This is a genomic window from Acetobacter sp. P5B1 (genome assembly GCF_018811985.1).
Taxonomy (GTDB): Bacteria; Pseudomonadota; Alphaproteobacteria; order Acetobacterales; family Acetobacteraceae; genus Acetobacter; species Acetobacter cerevisiae.
Window position 1 is genome coordinate 142,851 of record NZ_JACRVS010000006.1, and the last position, 14,052, is coordinate 156,902.

The 14,052-nt window shown below is 58.4% G+C and carries 15 protein-coding genes and 1 riboswitch; of the genes, 9 read left to right on the forward strand and 6 right to left on the reverse strand.

The features are described 5' to 3' along the window. Positions 1 to 78: 78 nt before the first annotated feature. Positions 79 to 1,698, reverse strand: coding sequence for a UvrD-helicase domain-containing protein (locus tag KP703_RS05730; RefSeq protein WP_215754084.1), 1,620 nt, complete (start codon positions 1,696 to 1,698; stop codon positions 79 to 81). Between the two features lie 73 nt (positions 1,699 to 1,771). Between KP703_RS05730 and KP703_RS05735 the strand changes: the two genes are divergently transcribed. The 4 genes from KP703_RS05735 to KP703_RS05750 all read left to right on the forward strand — a co-directional run bounded on the left by KP703_RS05735 (position 1,772) and on the right by KP703_RS05750 (position 5,967). Then, positions 1,772 to 3,232: an AMP nucleosidase gene (locus KP703_RS05735; RefSeq protein WP_252353866.1), complete on the forward strand. Its 1,461-nt coding sequence runs from the start codon at positions 1,772 to 1,774 to the stop codon at positions 3,230 to 3,232. A 49-nt stretch (positions 3,233 to 3,281) separates the two neighbouring features. Then, on the forward strand, positions 3,282 to 3,713 hold the full coding sequence (locus KP703_RS05740; protein ID WP_062248218.1) for an acyl-CoA thioesterase: 432 nt from the start codon (positions 3,282 to 3,284) through the stop codon (positions 3,711 to 3,713). A gap of 162 nt (positions 3,714 to 3,875) precedes the next feature. Then, positions 3,876 to 4,700, forward strand: coding sequence for a ferritin-like domain-containing protein (locus KP703_RS05745; RefSeq protein ID WP_062144471.1), 825 nt, complete (start codon positions 3,876 to 3,878; stop codon positions 4,698 to 4,700). A gap of 97 nt (positions 4,701 to 4,797) precedes the next feature. Then, complete coding sequence (locus KP703_RS05750; protein ID WP_215754085.1) at positions 4,798 to 5,967, forward strand: acyltransferase; 1,170 nt, start codon at positions 4,798 to 4,800, stop codon at positions 5,965 to 5,967. Between the two features lie 9 nt (positions 5,968 to 5,976). On the opposite strand, the gene KP703_RS05755 is transcribed toward KP703_RS05750, so the two are convergent. Beyond that, positions 5,977 to 6,507, reverse strand: a complete 531-nt coding sequence (locus KP703_RS05755; RefSeq protein WP_215754086.1) for a GNAT family N-acetyltransferase — start codon at positions 6,505 to 6,507, stop codon at positions 5,977 to 5,979. Between the two features lie 270 nt (positions 6,508 to 6,777). Between KP703_RS05755 and KP703_RS05760 the strand changes: the two genes are divergently transcribed. The 3 genes from KP703_RS05760 (at position 6,778) to KP703_RS05770 (ending at position 9,426) form a co-directional block, all read left to right on the forward strand. After that, on the forward strand, positions 6,778 to 7,803 hold the full coding sequence (locus KP703_RS05760) for an SDR family oxidoreductase (protein ID WP_215754087.1): 1,026 nt from the start codon (positions 6,778 to 6,780) through the stop codon (positions 7,801 to 7,803). Between the two features lie 80 nt (positions 7,804 to 7,883). Next, complete coding sequence (locus tag KP703_RS05765; RefSeq protein ID WP_062144417.1) at positions 7,884 to 8,270, forward strand: VOC family protein; 387 nt, start codon at positions 7,884 to 7,886, stop codon at positions 8,268 to 8,270. 214 nt (positions 8,271 to 8,484) lie between these two features. Further along, the gene (locus tag KP703_RS05770; protein WP_215754088.1) at positions 8,485 to 9,426 is read left to right on the forward strand and encodes a metallophosphoesterase; all 942 of its coding nucleotides are present in this window, start codon (positions 8,485 to 8,487) and stop codon (positions 9,424 to 9,426) included. A 61-nt stretch (positions 9,427 to 9,487) separates the two neighbouring features. Here the strand turns inward: KP703_RS05770 and KP703_RS05775 are convergent, their stop codons facing one another. The 3 genes from KP703_RS05775 to crcB all read right to left on the reverse strand — a co-directional run bounded on the left by KP703_RS05775 (position 9,488) and on the right by crcB (position 11,087). Continuing rightward, positions 9,488 to 9,694 carry a cold-shock protein gene (locus KP703_RS05775; protein ID WP_043551757.1) on the reverse strand — a complete coding sequence of 69 codons (207 nt, stop codon included), beginning with the start codon at positions 9,692 to 9,694 and terminating at the stop codon, positions 9,488 to 9,490. A 177-nt stretch (positions 9,695 to 9,871) separates the two neighbouring features. After that, on the reverse strand, positions 9,872 to 10,564 hold the full coding sequence (locus KP703_RS05780) for a M23 family metallopeptidase (protein WP_215754089.1): 693 nt from the start codon (positions 10,562 to 10,564) through the stop codon (positions 9,872 to 9,874). Positions 10,565 to 10,634: 70 nt separating this feature from the next. Beyond that, entirely contained in the window at positions 10,635 to 11,087 is a 453-nt protein-coding gene (gene crcB, locus KP703_RS05785) for a fluoride efflux transporter CrcB (RefSeq protein ID WP_062144411.1), read from the reverse strand. 82 nt (positions 11,088 to 11,169) lie between these two features. Continuing rightward, a riboswitch (Fluoride riboswitch) is annotated at positions 11,170 to 11,235 on the reverse strand. Positions 11,236 to 11,453: 218 nt separating this feature from the next. Here crcB and KP703_RS05790 point away from each other — a divergent pair. After that, a complete protein-coding gene (locus KP703_RS05790) occupies positions 11,454 to 12,467 on the forward strand; it encodes a DMT family transporter (protein WP_197463935.1) in 1,014 nt (337 codons plus the stop codon). A 93-nt stretch (positions 12,468 to 12,560) separates the two neighbouring features. Here KP703_RS05790 and KP703_RS05795 read toward each other — a convergent pair whose 3' ends face one another. Next, the gene (locus tag KP703_RS05795) at positions 12,561 to 13,328 is read right to left on the reverse strand and encodes an SDR family NAD(P)-dependent oxidoreductase (protein ID WP_215754090.1); all 768 of its coding nucleotides are present in this window, start codon (positions 13,326 to 13,328) and stop codon (positions 12,561 to 12,563) included. Between the two features lie 565 nt (positions 13,329 to 13,893). On the opposite strand from KP703_RS05795, the gene KP703_RS05800 reads away from it, so the two are divergent. Further along, positions 13,894 to 14,052 (forward strand): transposase (locus tag KP703_RS05800; protein ID WP_373687446.1); only part of this gene is annotated, 159 nt, incomplete at its 3' end.

The following is a 14,052-nucleotide window of genomic DNA, read 5'->3' on the forward strand; positions in this document are numbered from 1 at the left end:
ACCTGAGACAATGATCTTCCATTTCGACAGGACACATCTCTAAGGCGCTTAAATTGTAAATCCGGACATAAAATGTGCCTAGATTTTCTTCCAGAATTCAAACAACGCCTCCGGCAGAGAAAGCGTCAGCCGCGCACGGGTGCAGGCCACGTAAAGCAGATTGATTTCCTGATCACAGTTGTCCAGATCCCGCTTCAACCGGGCTTTCAGGCGCGGGGAGAGCGGGCCGTGTTCCTGCTCGGTTTTTCTGGCGCGGTCCTGAAACTGCGTGCGCCGCCGGCTCCATTCTTCGGGGGAGAGAAAGTCATCCAGCATGATGACGGCATCAAACTCCCGCCCCTTGGCCTTGTGCGCGGTAGAGCAGACCAGACTGACCTCATCCGGGTCGTCCCGATAAAGCGTCTGGATAGTGTGTATCTTTTTATCCAGCGTCTCTTTGTGTTTATCCACAATGCCAAACAATCTTTTGGCAACCGGGTCCCCGTCGCGGCCCTCTGCGGCATTTTCCAGCTCGCGCCATGTGCCGTATTCCAGCGCCGCGCCCTGCGGCTTTAAAGACGGCTGAAACTGGCGCTGATACAGGCTGTAGGCGGCCAGAATTTCCTGCACCATGTCATTCACCCCGCCCAGCACATGGAAGGGCCGGGTGCTGTCCGCCAGCCCTTCAAACAGCCGGACATTGGTGCGGGCCAGAACCAGCGTGTTGTGCTCCGGTTTAAGGCCCTTTTTATGCAGCATCACCCGGCTTTTCACCGCCGGGTTGCCGTGCAGGCTGTGCGCCGGTTTGCGGGAATGGTGCCCGAGAATGGCGTTGGCCATCCGGGCCAGTGGTTCACCAAACCGCCAGCTGCGCGTCAGCGGCAGGCACGGGCCTTCCAGGTCGCTAATGGCATCCACCGCACCGCGAAAAGCGTAGATAGACTGGTTCGGGTCCCCCACGGCAACAATCGGCAAGCCGGATTTTTTCAGGATGGAAATCAGAACGGGGTTCAGGTCCTGCGCTTCATCCACCATAATATAGTCGTAGCCGGTAATTTTCTGCTCACGCTCAAACTTCTTTAAATAGAGATCATGCGTGATGGGAAAATCATGTTTCTCAAGTGCCGCCAGATATTTGTAAGCCTGCGCCACAAACAGGCGGATCTCCCGGTTGCGCCCGCTGTCAGGCTCCGGGCAATGGGTGGCGGTAATTTTGGAACCTTCGCTGATGAGAAAATTGCTCAGCGTTTTCAGCACCGCATCCGCAGCCCCGCCGGACTTCATGCCCAGAACCTTTTCCAGCCGCCAGATATCCCGCACCAGATAGCGCCCCTGTACCTTGCGGTTCAGCTGCCCGATATTCAGGATGCGATAGGCGTAACTATTGGCGGTGCGCGCTTCAATCTGGTTGGAAAAGCGGGCGCGTGCCTCTTTGGCAATGGCAGTATTAAAGGCCAGATACAGCCCCCGGTGGCGCGTCCATGTCTTGCTGAACCATTCCAGCGTGGAGGTCTTGCCGCACCCGGCCCCGGCAATCACGCGAAAGCTGGCGGTGGGGGGCGTGTCCAGAATGGCGGTCTGTTCCGGGGTGATGGCAATCATCGCGCTTTTCTGGCCCTCATCTGTCAGCGGTGGCGCGCGTATAGCGCACTTTTTCGTGCGCAGATATGCCGCGCGGCGCAGAAAACCGTTCTCAGAGCAGCCCGGCTTTGCCGGCACGGTTGCACATCCGGCCCGTTCTCGCGTTAAGGTGGCAGGATAAATCTGGTCACCCCGTCACCACAGGAGACCCATGACACAGCCTGATATGCTCGCCCTCCGCGCCGCCGCCGGGACGGATTTTGAAGCCTTCACCACCGCAGCCGCCGCCATTGACCGCCTGTGCGCCCTGTATGATGAGAGTGCCCAGCGGCTCCACGCCGCCTTCCGCGCCCGGCAGGGCTGCCCGCCGGAGGAGGCGACTTATCCGTGTCTGGCGCTTGAACTGCCCCCCGGCACCCCCATACAGGGCCGCCCGCCGTTTGATGTTATTCTGGACCCCGGCTTTTACAGCACCACCATCACCCGCCCCGCCCTGTTCCGGGAGTATCTGCGGGAACAGATTGAGCCGCTGCTGCACCATTACGGCCAGCCGGTGCTGGTGGGCCGCTCCCGCCACCCCATCCCGCTGCCTTATGTTATGGAAGATGCCGTCACCGGCCTGACGGAAGCCGACCTGCGGCTGTTGCAGGAGCAGTTCGCCCTGCCCAATCTGCACGCCACGGATGACAGCATTGCCAACTGCGAGTTGCTGCCCGACGCCACCACACCGCGCCCGCTGGCACTGTTTACAGCAGAGCGCACGGATTACTCCCTCGCCCGCCTGCACCATTACACAGGCACCACACCCCGCTCCTTCCAGCGGTTTATCCTGCTCACCAACTATCAGCGCTATGTGGATACGTTCCGTGATTACGCCCGCGCGCAGGTGGATGCCGGGGGAGACTACAACGCGTTTATCGAACCCGGAGAGCAGATCTATACCGGCCCCGGCAGCGCCCCTGCGGACGCGCCCTCTGGCAGCCTGCCGCAGATGCCCGCCTATCATCTGTGCCGCCCGGACGGGGATGGCATTACGCTCATCAATATCGGCGTTGGCCCCGCCAATGCCAAAACCATGACGGACCATCTGGCCGTACTGCGCCCGCATTGCTGGCTGATGGTTGGCCACTGTGCGGGCCTGCGGCGTTCCCAGATGCTGGGGGATTACGTTCTGGCCCACGGTTATGTGCGGGATGACCACGTTCTGGACGCCGACCTGCCCACATGGGTGCCCGTGCCCCCCATTGCCGAGGTGCAGGTGGCCATGCAGGAAGCGACGTCACTCGTGACAGGCCTGCCCGAGTCCGCCATCAAGACCCGCCTGCGCACCGGCACGGTGATGACCACCGACAACCGGGACTGGGAGCTGCGTCTGGCGCATCTGTTCACCCAGATCAACATGAGCCGCGCCATTGCCGTGGATATGGAATCCGCCACCATTGCCGCCAATGGCTTCCGCTTCCGGGTGCCCTACGGCACGCTGCTCTGTGTGTCGGATAAACCACTTCACGGAGAACTGAAGCTGCGCGGCATGGCCAATGCGTTCTATCGTGAGCGTGTAAGCCAGCATCTGATGGTGGGCATCGAGACCATGCATTTGCTCAGGCAGCAGGGTGTGACCCGGCTGCACTCCCGCAAACTGCGTGGGTTTGATGAGCCCCCCTTCCGGTAACCGCCTGCATCACACATGCTGATTCTTTCTGATAAAGGGCTTTAATCTCATGCCTGCTGCTTCTGCCTCACAACTGCCGGAAGGCGTTCCCACCATCCGCGTCATCGCCATGCCGACCGACACCAACCCCGCAGGGGACGTGTTCGGCGGGTGGATCATCTCCCAGATGGATCTTGCCGCCGGCACCACCGCAGCCTTCCGGGCCAACGGGCGTGCCGCAACCGTCGCCATTAACGGCGTTGTCTTTCTGGAACCCGTGGTGGTGGGGGATGAGGTAAGCATCTACACCCACATCACCCGTGAGGGCCGCACATCCATGACCATCCATGTGCAGACATGGCGCCGCGCCCGCCACACGCACCTGACCTCCAAGGTGACGGAAGGCGACTTTACCTTTGTGGCGCTGGATGAAAACCGCCGCCCCCGCCCGCTGCCGCCCGCAACGCCCGGCAACTCGCCCAATAGCGCCCCCACGGTCTGAAAGCCTGCGGGGCTCCTCTGCCTGTCTTTTTTCTGTCATGGCATTCCGTCTCAGCGGGGAATGGTCTAGAGCAACAGTCTGGGCCATCTCGCGAATACGCGCACCGTGGGAAAGGCCAGACGGCTAACGGTTGTAAAGCAGCAGGACGGGAGACCGGCGCAGATGAAACATTGGCAGATTGACCAGCTACCCTGGGATAAATTTGACCCCTCCCGCGTGGACCCGCAGCTTGTGCCCGCCATCAAGGCGGCCGCCGTGGTGGAGCGCAACAGCGTGGACTACGCCATCTACCTGAACAACGTGTTTCATGATGACCCGGACTTCAAACAGGCGGCGGACCACTGGGCTGTGGAAGAAATCCAGCACGGGGACGGACTGGGCCGCTGGGCCATGCTGGCCGACCCGGAATGGGACTATCAGGCCGCCTTCCAGCGGTACCGGGACTTTTACCATATCCCGCTGGAAGTCGAAGAATCCGTGCGTGGTTCCCGCACCGGGGAACTGATTGCCCGCTGCATGGTGGAAACCGGCACGTCCTCCTTCTATTCCGCGCTGGCCGACGCGACGGATGAACCGGTGCTGAAAGCCCTGTGCAAGCAGATTGCCGCCGATGAATTCCGGCATTTCAAACTGTTTTATGACCACATGCACCGCTACCTGAAGCGCGAGCGCATCAGCACGCTCCAGCGCGCCCGCATCGCTCTGGGCCGGGTGACGGAAAGCGAGGATGATGAACTCGCCTCCGCGTACTACACCACCAACGAGCCGCCCTCCCTGCCCTACGACCACAATCGCTGCATTGCGGCCTACATGTCCCGCGCCATGAAGAACTATCAGCCGCGCCACCTGCGCCGCGTGACGAGCATGGTGTTCAAGACCATTGGCCTGACGCCGCACAGCAAAATTCAGGATCTGGCGTTCTTCATCACGGAAAAGCTGTTCTTCAGCCGCCAGCGTAAATTTGCCCGCGTGGCCGGGGTCTCCTGACCCCACGCCTGCGGCGTTATTTCATTGCAAAACCGTATTTTAACCACGAACCGCTGACAGAACCGTCTGGATTGTCCTCCCGCCAGACAGGTTCCTCATGCCCCTCCAGCCGCCCGAACCACCGCCGGTTACCCCCGGCCACCGCAACCGACGGATTGATCTGCTCCGCGGCATTGCCATTCTTCTGGTGCTGTTCCACCATTTTTGCATTGCCTATCCGCTGGGCCATTCGGCACTGGGCACGCTGCTCACGCCAGAGGGCGTGCGGGCCGTGGCCCGCAACGGCAATTATGGCGTCACGCTGTTTTTTGTCATTTCCGGCTTTCTGATTACCAGCAACACACTGGCCCGTTATGGCAGTCTGGCCGCCATCAAGGCCCGCACCTTCTACGCTTTTCGCATTGCGCGCATTGTGCCGTGTCTGCTGCTTTTGCTGGCGCTGGTCAACGGCCTTGCTCTGGCGGGCATTCCCATTTTCGCCACGCACATCCCCGGCCTGTCTCCCCTTGCCGCCATGATGCGGGCCAATCTGGCCGCCCTCACCTTCAGCATGAACGTGTTTATTGCGCAGTATGACTGGGCCAATTACGCGCTTGGCGTGCTGTGGTCCCTGTCCGTGGAGGAAGTGTTTTATCTCACCTTCCCACTGGTCGCGCTCCTACTGCGTCGCCAGCCGCTTATCATGCTGTTCTGGGCGCTGATTGCTGTGGTTGGTCCGTTTTACCGCATGGCGCATCAGGATGATGAATCCGGTTTCCTGTTTGCCTATCTGGCCTCATTCGACGGCATTGCCATTGGCTGCATGGCCGCCGTTGTGGCCACACACTGGCGGCTGGACGGGCTTGCAGCGCGCCTGCTTCAGCCAGTCGTGATTGCGGGCATGGTGGCGCTGTATCTCTGGAAGTCCATTGGGGCCACCAATATCTGGGGCGTTTCCGCCATGGCGCTGGGGACTGCGGTGCTGCTGATTGCCTCGGCCCACCATGAAAACGGCCCCCTCGCCACCCGCTCCCGCCTGCTGCGCGGCATAGAGTGGACCGGCCGCCTGAGTTATGAACTCTACCTGTTCCACCTGATTATTCTGGGCCTGCTCCGTACCATGCTGCCACGCGGCACTCTGCCCGATACCGGGTTTGAAAGGCTGGCTCTCCTGCCCGTCTTCCTCATCGGTTCCGGCCTGCTGGCCAGCCTCATCAGCCGCCACTTCTCTGAACCGCTCAACCGCACCCTGCGCCAGCGTTTAGGCCGCGTTCAAAAAACCTGCTGAATAAGCCTCTCAGAGCGCAACCTTTCTCTCAAACATCAGCGTTTCTTCATTCAGATACTGCGTGGTTGCAAACTGTGAAAATCCGTTTTTCTCTGCAATGCGGATTGAGGGTGTGTTGGCTGGAGCAATAATGCACACGGAGCGTCTATATGGCGTCTGTGTGTCCAGCCACGCGCAGGCGGCCTTCACGCCTTCCGTCGCAAAGCCTTTGCCGTGGCACCATGAGGCCAGAACCCAGCCTGCTTCCGGGATGCCATCCATGGACGGCGTGAGCCCGCGATGCGCCTCATTAAAACCGATCGTGCCCACAAAGCGGCCTGTCTGCTTTTCCCGCACCATCCAGAAGCCAAAGCCCATAATGCCCCACAGCCCTCTGTAATGCAGCAGCCTGCCCCATGTGGCGTTGGCGCTTTCCGGCTTGCCAGAGGTGTAGCGCGCGACAATCGGGTCCGCCCGCATGACGGCGAAATCCTCAAAATCCTCCCGTCGCGGGGCCTGAAACAGCAGACGATCCGTTTCCAGAGACGGCACTTCAGACATTCCTAAACCCTTTTCCCTCAGTCTTTCCGCATCACACATGCAGGGCGCATCGGCCTGATTTTATTCGTTCTCATCATTTAACGAATAACACTCCTTCTGCAATCACCCTTTTGTGCAGCCTGTTTCTTTGCCAACTGCCATGCAGCGCACACAACCCGCAACCGGGAACCCCTCCGCTGCCGGAACGTCAGTTTGTGTGAACCCTTAAAGCCGCTGGCCAGACAGACACATTCAGGCCGGATTTGTGGCCTGATGCGAAAGGACCTCCGCATGACTGACGAAACACCGGCCCCCAAACACAGCACCTACCGCCGCACCGTTCTGAAAATGGCAGGCGTGGCGGCAGCGGCTGGCACGCCCGTCTTCGTCAACCTTGCCGCGGCCCAGACTGTGAAAGAGAATGCTATGTCTTCCTCCCCGCTTAAAGACCCCCGCACCCTGTATCCGCATGCCCCGTTCAAAGCCCAGCCGCAGCCCTGGCCCGGCCTTGCCTCCAAAATGGACCCTCGGCCCGACCATGGTGAAAAAAGCTATGTTGGCAGCGGCAAACTCAAGGGGCGCAAGGCGCTGATTACCGGCGGGGATTCCGGCCTTGGCCGCGCCACCGCTATTGCCTACGCGCGGGAAGGCGCGGATGTCGCCATTAACTATCTGCCGCAGGAAGAAGCCGACGCTGCCGAAGTGGGTGATCTGGTCCGCAAGGAAGGCCGTAAGTTTGTCGCGCTGCCGGGGGATTTGCGGGATGAAGCCTTCTGCAAACAGCTTGTAGAAAAAGCCTTTGTGGAACTGGATGGTCTGGATATCTTCGTCAACTGTGCAGGCCGCCAGCAGACGCATGATGACCTTCTGGATGTGACGACAGAAGCGTTTGACTGGACGATGAAGACCAACCTTTATGCCCTGTTCTGGCTGACCAAAGCGGTTATTCCGCGCATGCAGCCCGGTTCCGCGATGATCTTCACCTCCTCCACCAACGCTTATGACCCCTCCACCAATATTCTGGACTACTCAATTACCAAGGCAGGCATTGCCAATTTTGCAAAAGGTCTGGCAAAGCAGCTTGTGAGCAAAGGCATTCGCGTCAACGCCATTGCCCCCGGCCCGTTCTGGACGGCGTTGCAGGTCAGCGGTGGCCAGACGATGGACAATGTCGAGAAATTTGGGGAAACCGTGCCCATGAAGCGCCCCGGCCAGCCGGTGGAACTGGCCCCGGCCTATGTGCTGCTGGCCTCGGATGATGCCAGCTACATGACAGGCCAGATTATTGGCGCCAATGGCGGCGTCGGCCTGCCATAAGTTCTCCGCACAGAATTTGACGACGCCCGGTATCGCGCTACTCTGCACCCTCCCATACCGGGTAAGGAGAAAAACGCTTCATGTTCAGCCACATCATGCTTGGCAGTAACGATATTGCCCGCTCCAAACGGTTTTATGATGCCACTTTGGGCGCCATGGGCTGCGCCCCTGCGGAACCCAACGCCAAGGGTCGTCTGGCCTATACGCATCGCGGAGGCCGACTGGTTATTACCAAACCGCTGAACGGCGAGCCCGCCACTGCTGGCAATGGCAGCACCATTGGTTTTGCCATGGCCAGCCCGGAAGAGGCCGACGCCTGGCACAAAGCCGGCGTTGCCAATGGCGGGGAAGCCATTGAAGACCCGCCGGGCGTGCGCCACACCCCCAATGGGGATCTTTATCTGGCATATCTGCGTGACCCGGACGGCAACAAGCTCTGCGCGCTCTACGTCATGCCTGCCAAATAACCCTGCTTTCCGGCAGCGGAAAGGTTAAAAACTTTAAGCCCGTTTTCTGACTTTATTTCTCAGGAAACGGGTTTTTTGTGTCTGCGCCTCAGCGGCACGTCCGCCAGAAGCCGCACAGAGTATGAAACATTTATGACAGATCTGGCAGTGCGCGCCATTTTGCGCACAGTGGGGGCCTGTTCACTTCCTTCTCCCGCATATGGAACCGCCGATCATGGTCCAGTTCAACCGCCGTACGTTTCTCTCGCTGACTGCGGGCCTTGCCTTTACCCCGCTCACGCGCTCCCTCGCCGCCGTGCCAAACCGGCCCCCGCTGCGCAAGCATGATCCGTTCACCTTCCTGTTCATTACCGACACGCACCTCCAGCCGGAACTGAACGCCAACGCCGGCTGCCACAGCGCCTTCCTGAAAGCCCGCGCGGTTCCGGCCGATTTTGCCATTCAGGGTGGTGACCATGTGTATGACGCGCTTGGCGTAAATGCAGGCCGCGCCAACATGCTAATGGATTTGTATAAGCGCACAGCAGATGACCTCACGCTGCCGGTGCATCACACCATTGGCAATCATGACTGTTTTGGCGTGTATACCAAAAGCGGTGCGCAACCGACGGACCCGCTTTATGGCAAGAAATATTTCGAGGACCAGTTCGGCCAGCTCTATTATTCCTTCGACCATAAAGGCGTGCATTTCGTGGTGCTGGATTCCATCGGCATTACGGATGACCGGATGTATGAAGGCCGGATTGATGCGCAGCAGATTGGCTGGCTGAGCCGGGATCTTGCCGCCCAGCCCAAAGGGACGCCGATTATTATCGTCACCCACATCCCGCTGGTGACTGCGATAGAAGATTACGACGTGCGCTCAACAAAGCCGGAAAAACATCACGGCATCAGTGTGGTAAATGCGTATGAAGTGCTGCCGCTATTCGACACGTATAACGTTATCGGCGTGCTACAGGGCCATACCCATATTGTGGAACGGGTGGAGTGGCATGGTGTGCCCTACATTACCGGTGGTGCAGTGTGCGGCAACTGGTGGCATGGCACACGGCTTGGCACGCCAGAGGGCTTTATGGTGGTGGATGTGGATAATGGTGTTTTGAAAACACGCTACGAAACCTACGGTTTTCAGAGCGTTGAGCCGAAAAACACCTGAAACAGAAAAAGCCGCCCCAAAGGGCGGCTTTTCCACACAGCAAATCTGCGGCCTAAAGCACTTAGAGTGCTTTAATGCTCACTGCAGATGTCTTGCCGTTACGACCAGCTTCGAGCTCGTAAGAGACTTTCTGGCCTTCGTTCAGAGTGTGCATGCCAGCGCGCTCAAGTTCAGAGATGTGAACGAACGCATCCTGACCACCATCTTCCGGCTGAATGAAACCAAAACCCTTGGTGGGGTTAAACCATTTTACGGTGCCTGTTGCCATAACAAAGGCTCCTTCACAAACAAATGCGGTCGTGCACAAAACACACACGAAATCATAACTTTTAAGGAGATATACCGAACGCAACACGCGCCGAAAACCCGGATAAAAGCACCCGCTGGCCACTGTGGTGCGCCTATCCGGGATGGAATGCAAGGGAATTCCGCATTCAGAGTAAAATCAATTATCAGTCATCCCCGGAACTTTGCCCATAGCCCGCAGATCCCAGCGGATTTGCAGGGGTTCACCCCCACGATACGCCCCCACATGAATATGCGGATTCCGCGCCACGCCATTATTGCCATCAATCGCCACAACCTGCCCGGCCGTCACGTGGTCACCCACCTTCACAACCGGCTCGGTCAGATGCGCGTAGACAACAGTCACACCGTCAGCCCGCTCAAACACCATCATGCTGGCAGGTGGCTTGCCCATGGTGCCGGGCGTGTTGGTCTCGGTGTTGAGGTGAATATATTTCACCACGCCATCAATCGGCGCATGCACTGGGGTGTGCCAGCCATACCAGTCGGTATTTTTCGTGCCGTCACCCCGATACATTTTGGCAAAGCCGTGGTCACTTTCAAAACCACCCACCACCATGCAGTCCGTACCCAGCGCATCCCCCGCACCGTGCAACTGGCCGAGCGGGTGCTCCGTGCAGGCATAGGGCTTCTCAAACAGGGGAGCCAGCGTGACCTGATGAATTTCTGCCGGATCATCCACCCAGCTTTCCAGCCCCGGCGGCAGACCCATGGCCTGAAGCTTCTGGTCCAGCCTGTGCCGCTGCTCAGCGGTGGGCGTTGCCAGAGCGGGCGCACTCAGGCTCCCCATTATCACCGCCAGCATCATGGCCCCGGACAAAACCTGCTTCATCACGCCTCTCATTCCGAATAAGAAATGAGATTGCCCCGCACACTCCTGCAACACAAGAGCAGGACCGGTTTTACCCCTCCATCTCCCCTTCCATATCACTCTGTTCCTCCGCCTGTGTCAGCTGCACATACTGGCCGTTCAGGTGCGTGGCGAGCAGGTGGCCGAGCGAGACCGCGCTGATGCACAGCAGGACAGACAGCGTGACATTAGCCAGCGCCCGCCCCCACGCCTCACTGCGCAGCAGGTCCAGCGTTTGCAGGCTGAAGGACGAAAAGGTGGTGTAGCCGCCGCACAGGCCCATCATGACAAACAGACGCGTGTTGTCAGAAACCGGGTAGCGACCGTCCGCCAGCGTGAGCGTGCTGAAAAAGCCGATGATGAACGACCCCACCACATTAATGCCCACAATGGTGCCCCAGGGCATCATGCGGCTGAGGGGGGCGGTCAGCATCGTCATCACATAACGCGCCAGCGTGCCCAGCGCACCGCCAAGCATGACCAGAAGACAGGAGGCAAAAGACATTCTCGGGCCTTTCATTCTGGCGGGCTTTCCAGAACGCCCGCCGTGCTGCGGCGGGAAAAAGACGCACGTCTCCCGCCAGATGGTTACGGCAGGAGTCATCAGCCCTTGCAAGGGCGGTTAAAGGGGGAACCCCATCCCCTTGCTGCTTTTATAGGGTGTTCGGCCCGCTGGCTCAATCGTCTCTTCCGGGCGCGCTGGCCATTAAGAATGCGCAGGGCTCCTCTGCCCTCCCCAAAACCTGTGCAAATGTACTTCCAACCCGCGCCGTTTTTTGCTTATTGCGCGAGAAGAAGCCGGAACATGCCGGTGTGCAAGAACACTCTTCTCTCACCCGCGGCTCGACCACCAGAACAGTACAGGCAGTATATGGACCCCAAAATTCTCTTCTCCGGCATTACGCTGGCTCTGGGGGCATTTGCCTCCTTCGCTATTAGTGATGCCTTCTCCAAGCTGCTTGGGGGACGGCTCGACCCGTTTGAGGTCGCCTTCTCCGGCGGGGTCTTCGGCCTGCTTCTTCTGCCATTTATCCGCAAGCCTGAGGAATCCTACCGCGACGTGTTCCGCACGCAGGAACCCGCCATGTGGGTGCTGCGGGCGGTGTGTACATTTGTGGCCACGGCAGCCAGCGTGGAAGCCTTCATGCTGCTGTCCATGCCCGAAGCGCTCTCGCTGATGTTCCTCATGCCGCTGTTTGTCACCATTCTCTCCGTGGTACTGCTCAAGGAGAAGGTGACCGCCTGGGCCTGGCTGGCCGTGGTGCTGGGCTTTATTGGCGTGCTGATTGTGCTGCGCCCCGGCGTGCGCGCCCTGCATTTTGGGCATCTGTGCGCCCTGATTGCCGCCGTTGCCAACGCTGTGAGCGTGATTGCCTACCGTCTGGCCGGGCAGGACAGCGCGCGGCTTTCCCTGTTTGGCTCCAGTCTGGTTGGCCCGCTGATAGGTAATGGTGTGCTGATGTGGGCGCACGCCACATGGCCGCACGGTGTCAGCACATGGGTTTATCTGTTTGGCTATGGCTTTCTGGCTGCCCTCGGCCAGTTGCTGATGATGATGGCCACGGCCCGCGCACCCGCCAACCGCGTTGCCCTGCCGCAATACAGTCAGATGGTATGGGGCGTGGCGCTGAGCTATCTGGTGTTCCATCAGCCGCTGGATGGCTGGACCTTTGTGGGTATTGTGGTTGTCACCCTCTCGGGCCTGCTCAACTGGATCCGCCAGCGCATCCGGTATGAACGCATGGCCATGAAGGAACGGCTGGAACGCATGCAGGCCAGAAAGGCCGCCAAGGCTGCGGAGAAAATTGCTGCCAAACAGGCCAAGGAAAAAGCCCTGCGGGACCGCCAGCAGGCCATTGCGGAAAAAATCGCCCCGACCAAATAAGTCGCGCTCCGCAAGACAGACCTCCTGACACAAAAAATGCCGTGCCCTTTTTAAAAGAGGCACGGCATTTTTATTTGGAACGCAAAGAGGCTTTTAGTTCGCCATCGTCCGATCGACCGCCAGACCGGCGGAGGCCTGACAGGTGGGCATCATTTCCACATGGTTGATGTTCACATGTGCGGGCAGTGCGAGAACCCACGCTACGGTTTCCGCAATATCGTCCGGCAGCAGCGGCTTGGTTCCGTTATACACGGCATCCGCTTTCTCTTTGTCGCCCAGACGCACTTCACTAAATTCGCTGCCGCCGCACAGGCCCGGCGCAATGGTTGTGGCCCGCACCTGCCTGCCCAGCAGATCACTCCGCAGGTTGCGCATAAACTGTTCCACAAACGCCTTGCTGGCCCCGTAAACATTGGCCCCCGGATACGGATACGTGCCCGCCGTACTACCCAGTGAAATCACGTGCCCGCTATTGCGCGCCACCATGCCCGGCAGCAGCGCACGGGTGATTTCCACAAGGCCGGTCACGTTGGTAGCAATCATGCGCTCCCAGTCAGAGGGTTGGGTTTCCCACGCCTTGCCCAGCCCGAGAGCCAGCCCGGCATTGTTCACCAGCACATCCACCTCCTGCCAGCCTTCCGGCAGCGAGGCCGGGAGCGCCTTTACTGCGGCGAGGTCTGTCACATCCAGCTTGAACGGCAGCAGTGCGGGGCCAGCCTCTTTTGCCAGCGCATCCAGCCGCTCCTGCCGGCGGCCCGTAGCAATTACGCGGTAGCCATCCTTCACCAGCCGCAACGCAATGGCATGGCCAAACCCTGCCGTGGCACCGGTGACGAGAACTGTCTTGAGGGGCTGTGTCATTGCTCTCTTCTCCATAAAGGGGGAACTCCGCCCATCATGCGTCAAAAGAGCGGAAACTGTCACGGGGAGACGGCAACTCTCTCATTTCAAACCGTCCACGCCACCTAAAAATAAAAATGGCTTTTTGTAATTATATAATAAAAAATTGGTCTAATTGTGTCATTCAGCGCAGAAATACAAAGATATTCTTATTCGATTCTCAGTGAATATAATAACTAACTATTGAGAACTCCATCTAAAAAATAATATTTTAATAAAAGACAACATAAATTTATCTATGTTATCAACAGATTAACTAATATTTAACTAAACGGTTAAGGCTATAAAACTTTTTTTCAATTGATTTTGGTTAGTTAAAAAATATTATTTTATTGTTTTAACAAAAGTAAGGAGAAAAAATAACTGCAAAATACAGAATCTAATTTTTCTTGTGTTTGATTTTTTCTGTTAGTTATTGAGACTCCATAACAAAACACTAGGGCCTGTTAGATCTTAAAATACTTCCTATATTGTATGGATTGAAGAAGGAGACGGAACAGGCACTTTCACTGATGAGACATGGGCGATCTGGGAACCGCTGATTGAGGCGGTTCGGCCAAGGGGCAAGACACCGCCCCATGATCTGCGGCGTACGATAGCAGCGATCTTCTGGCGTCATGAGAATGGTGCGAAATGGCGAAGTATCCCCGCTGAGCTGGGTCCGTGGTGGCGGGCGGCGCAGCTT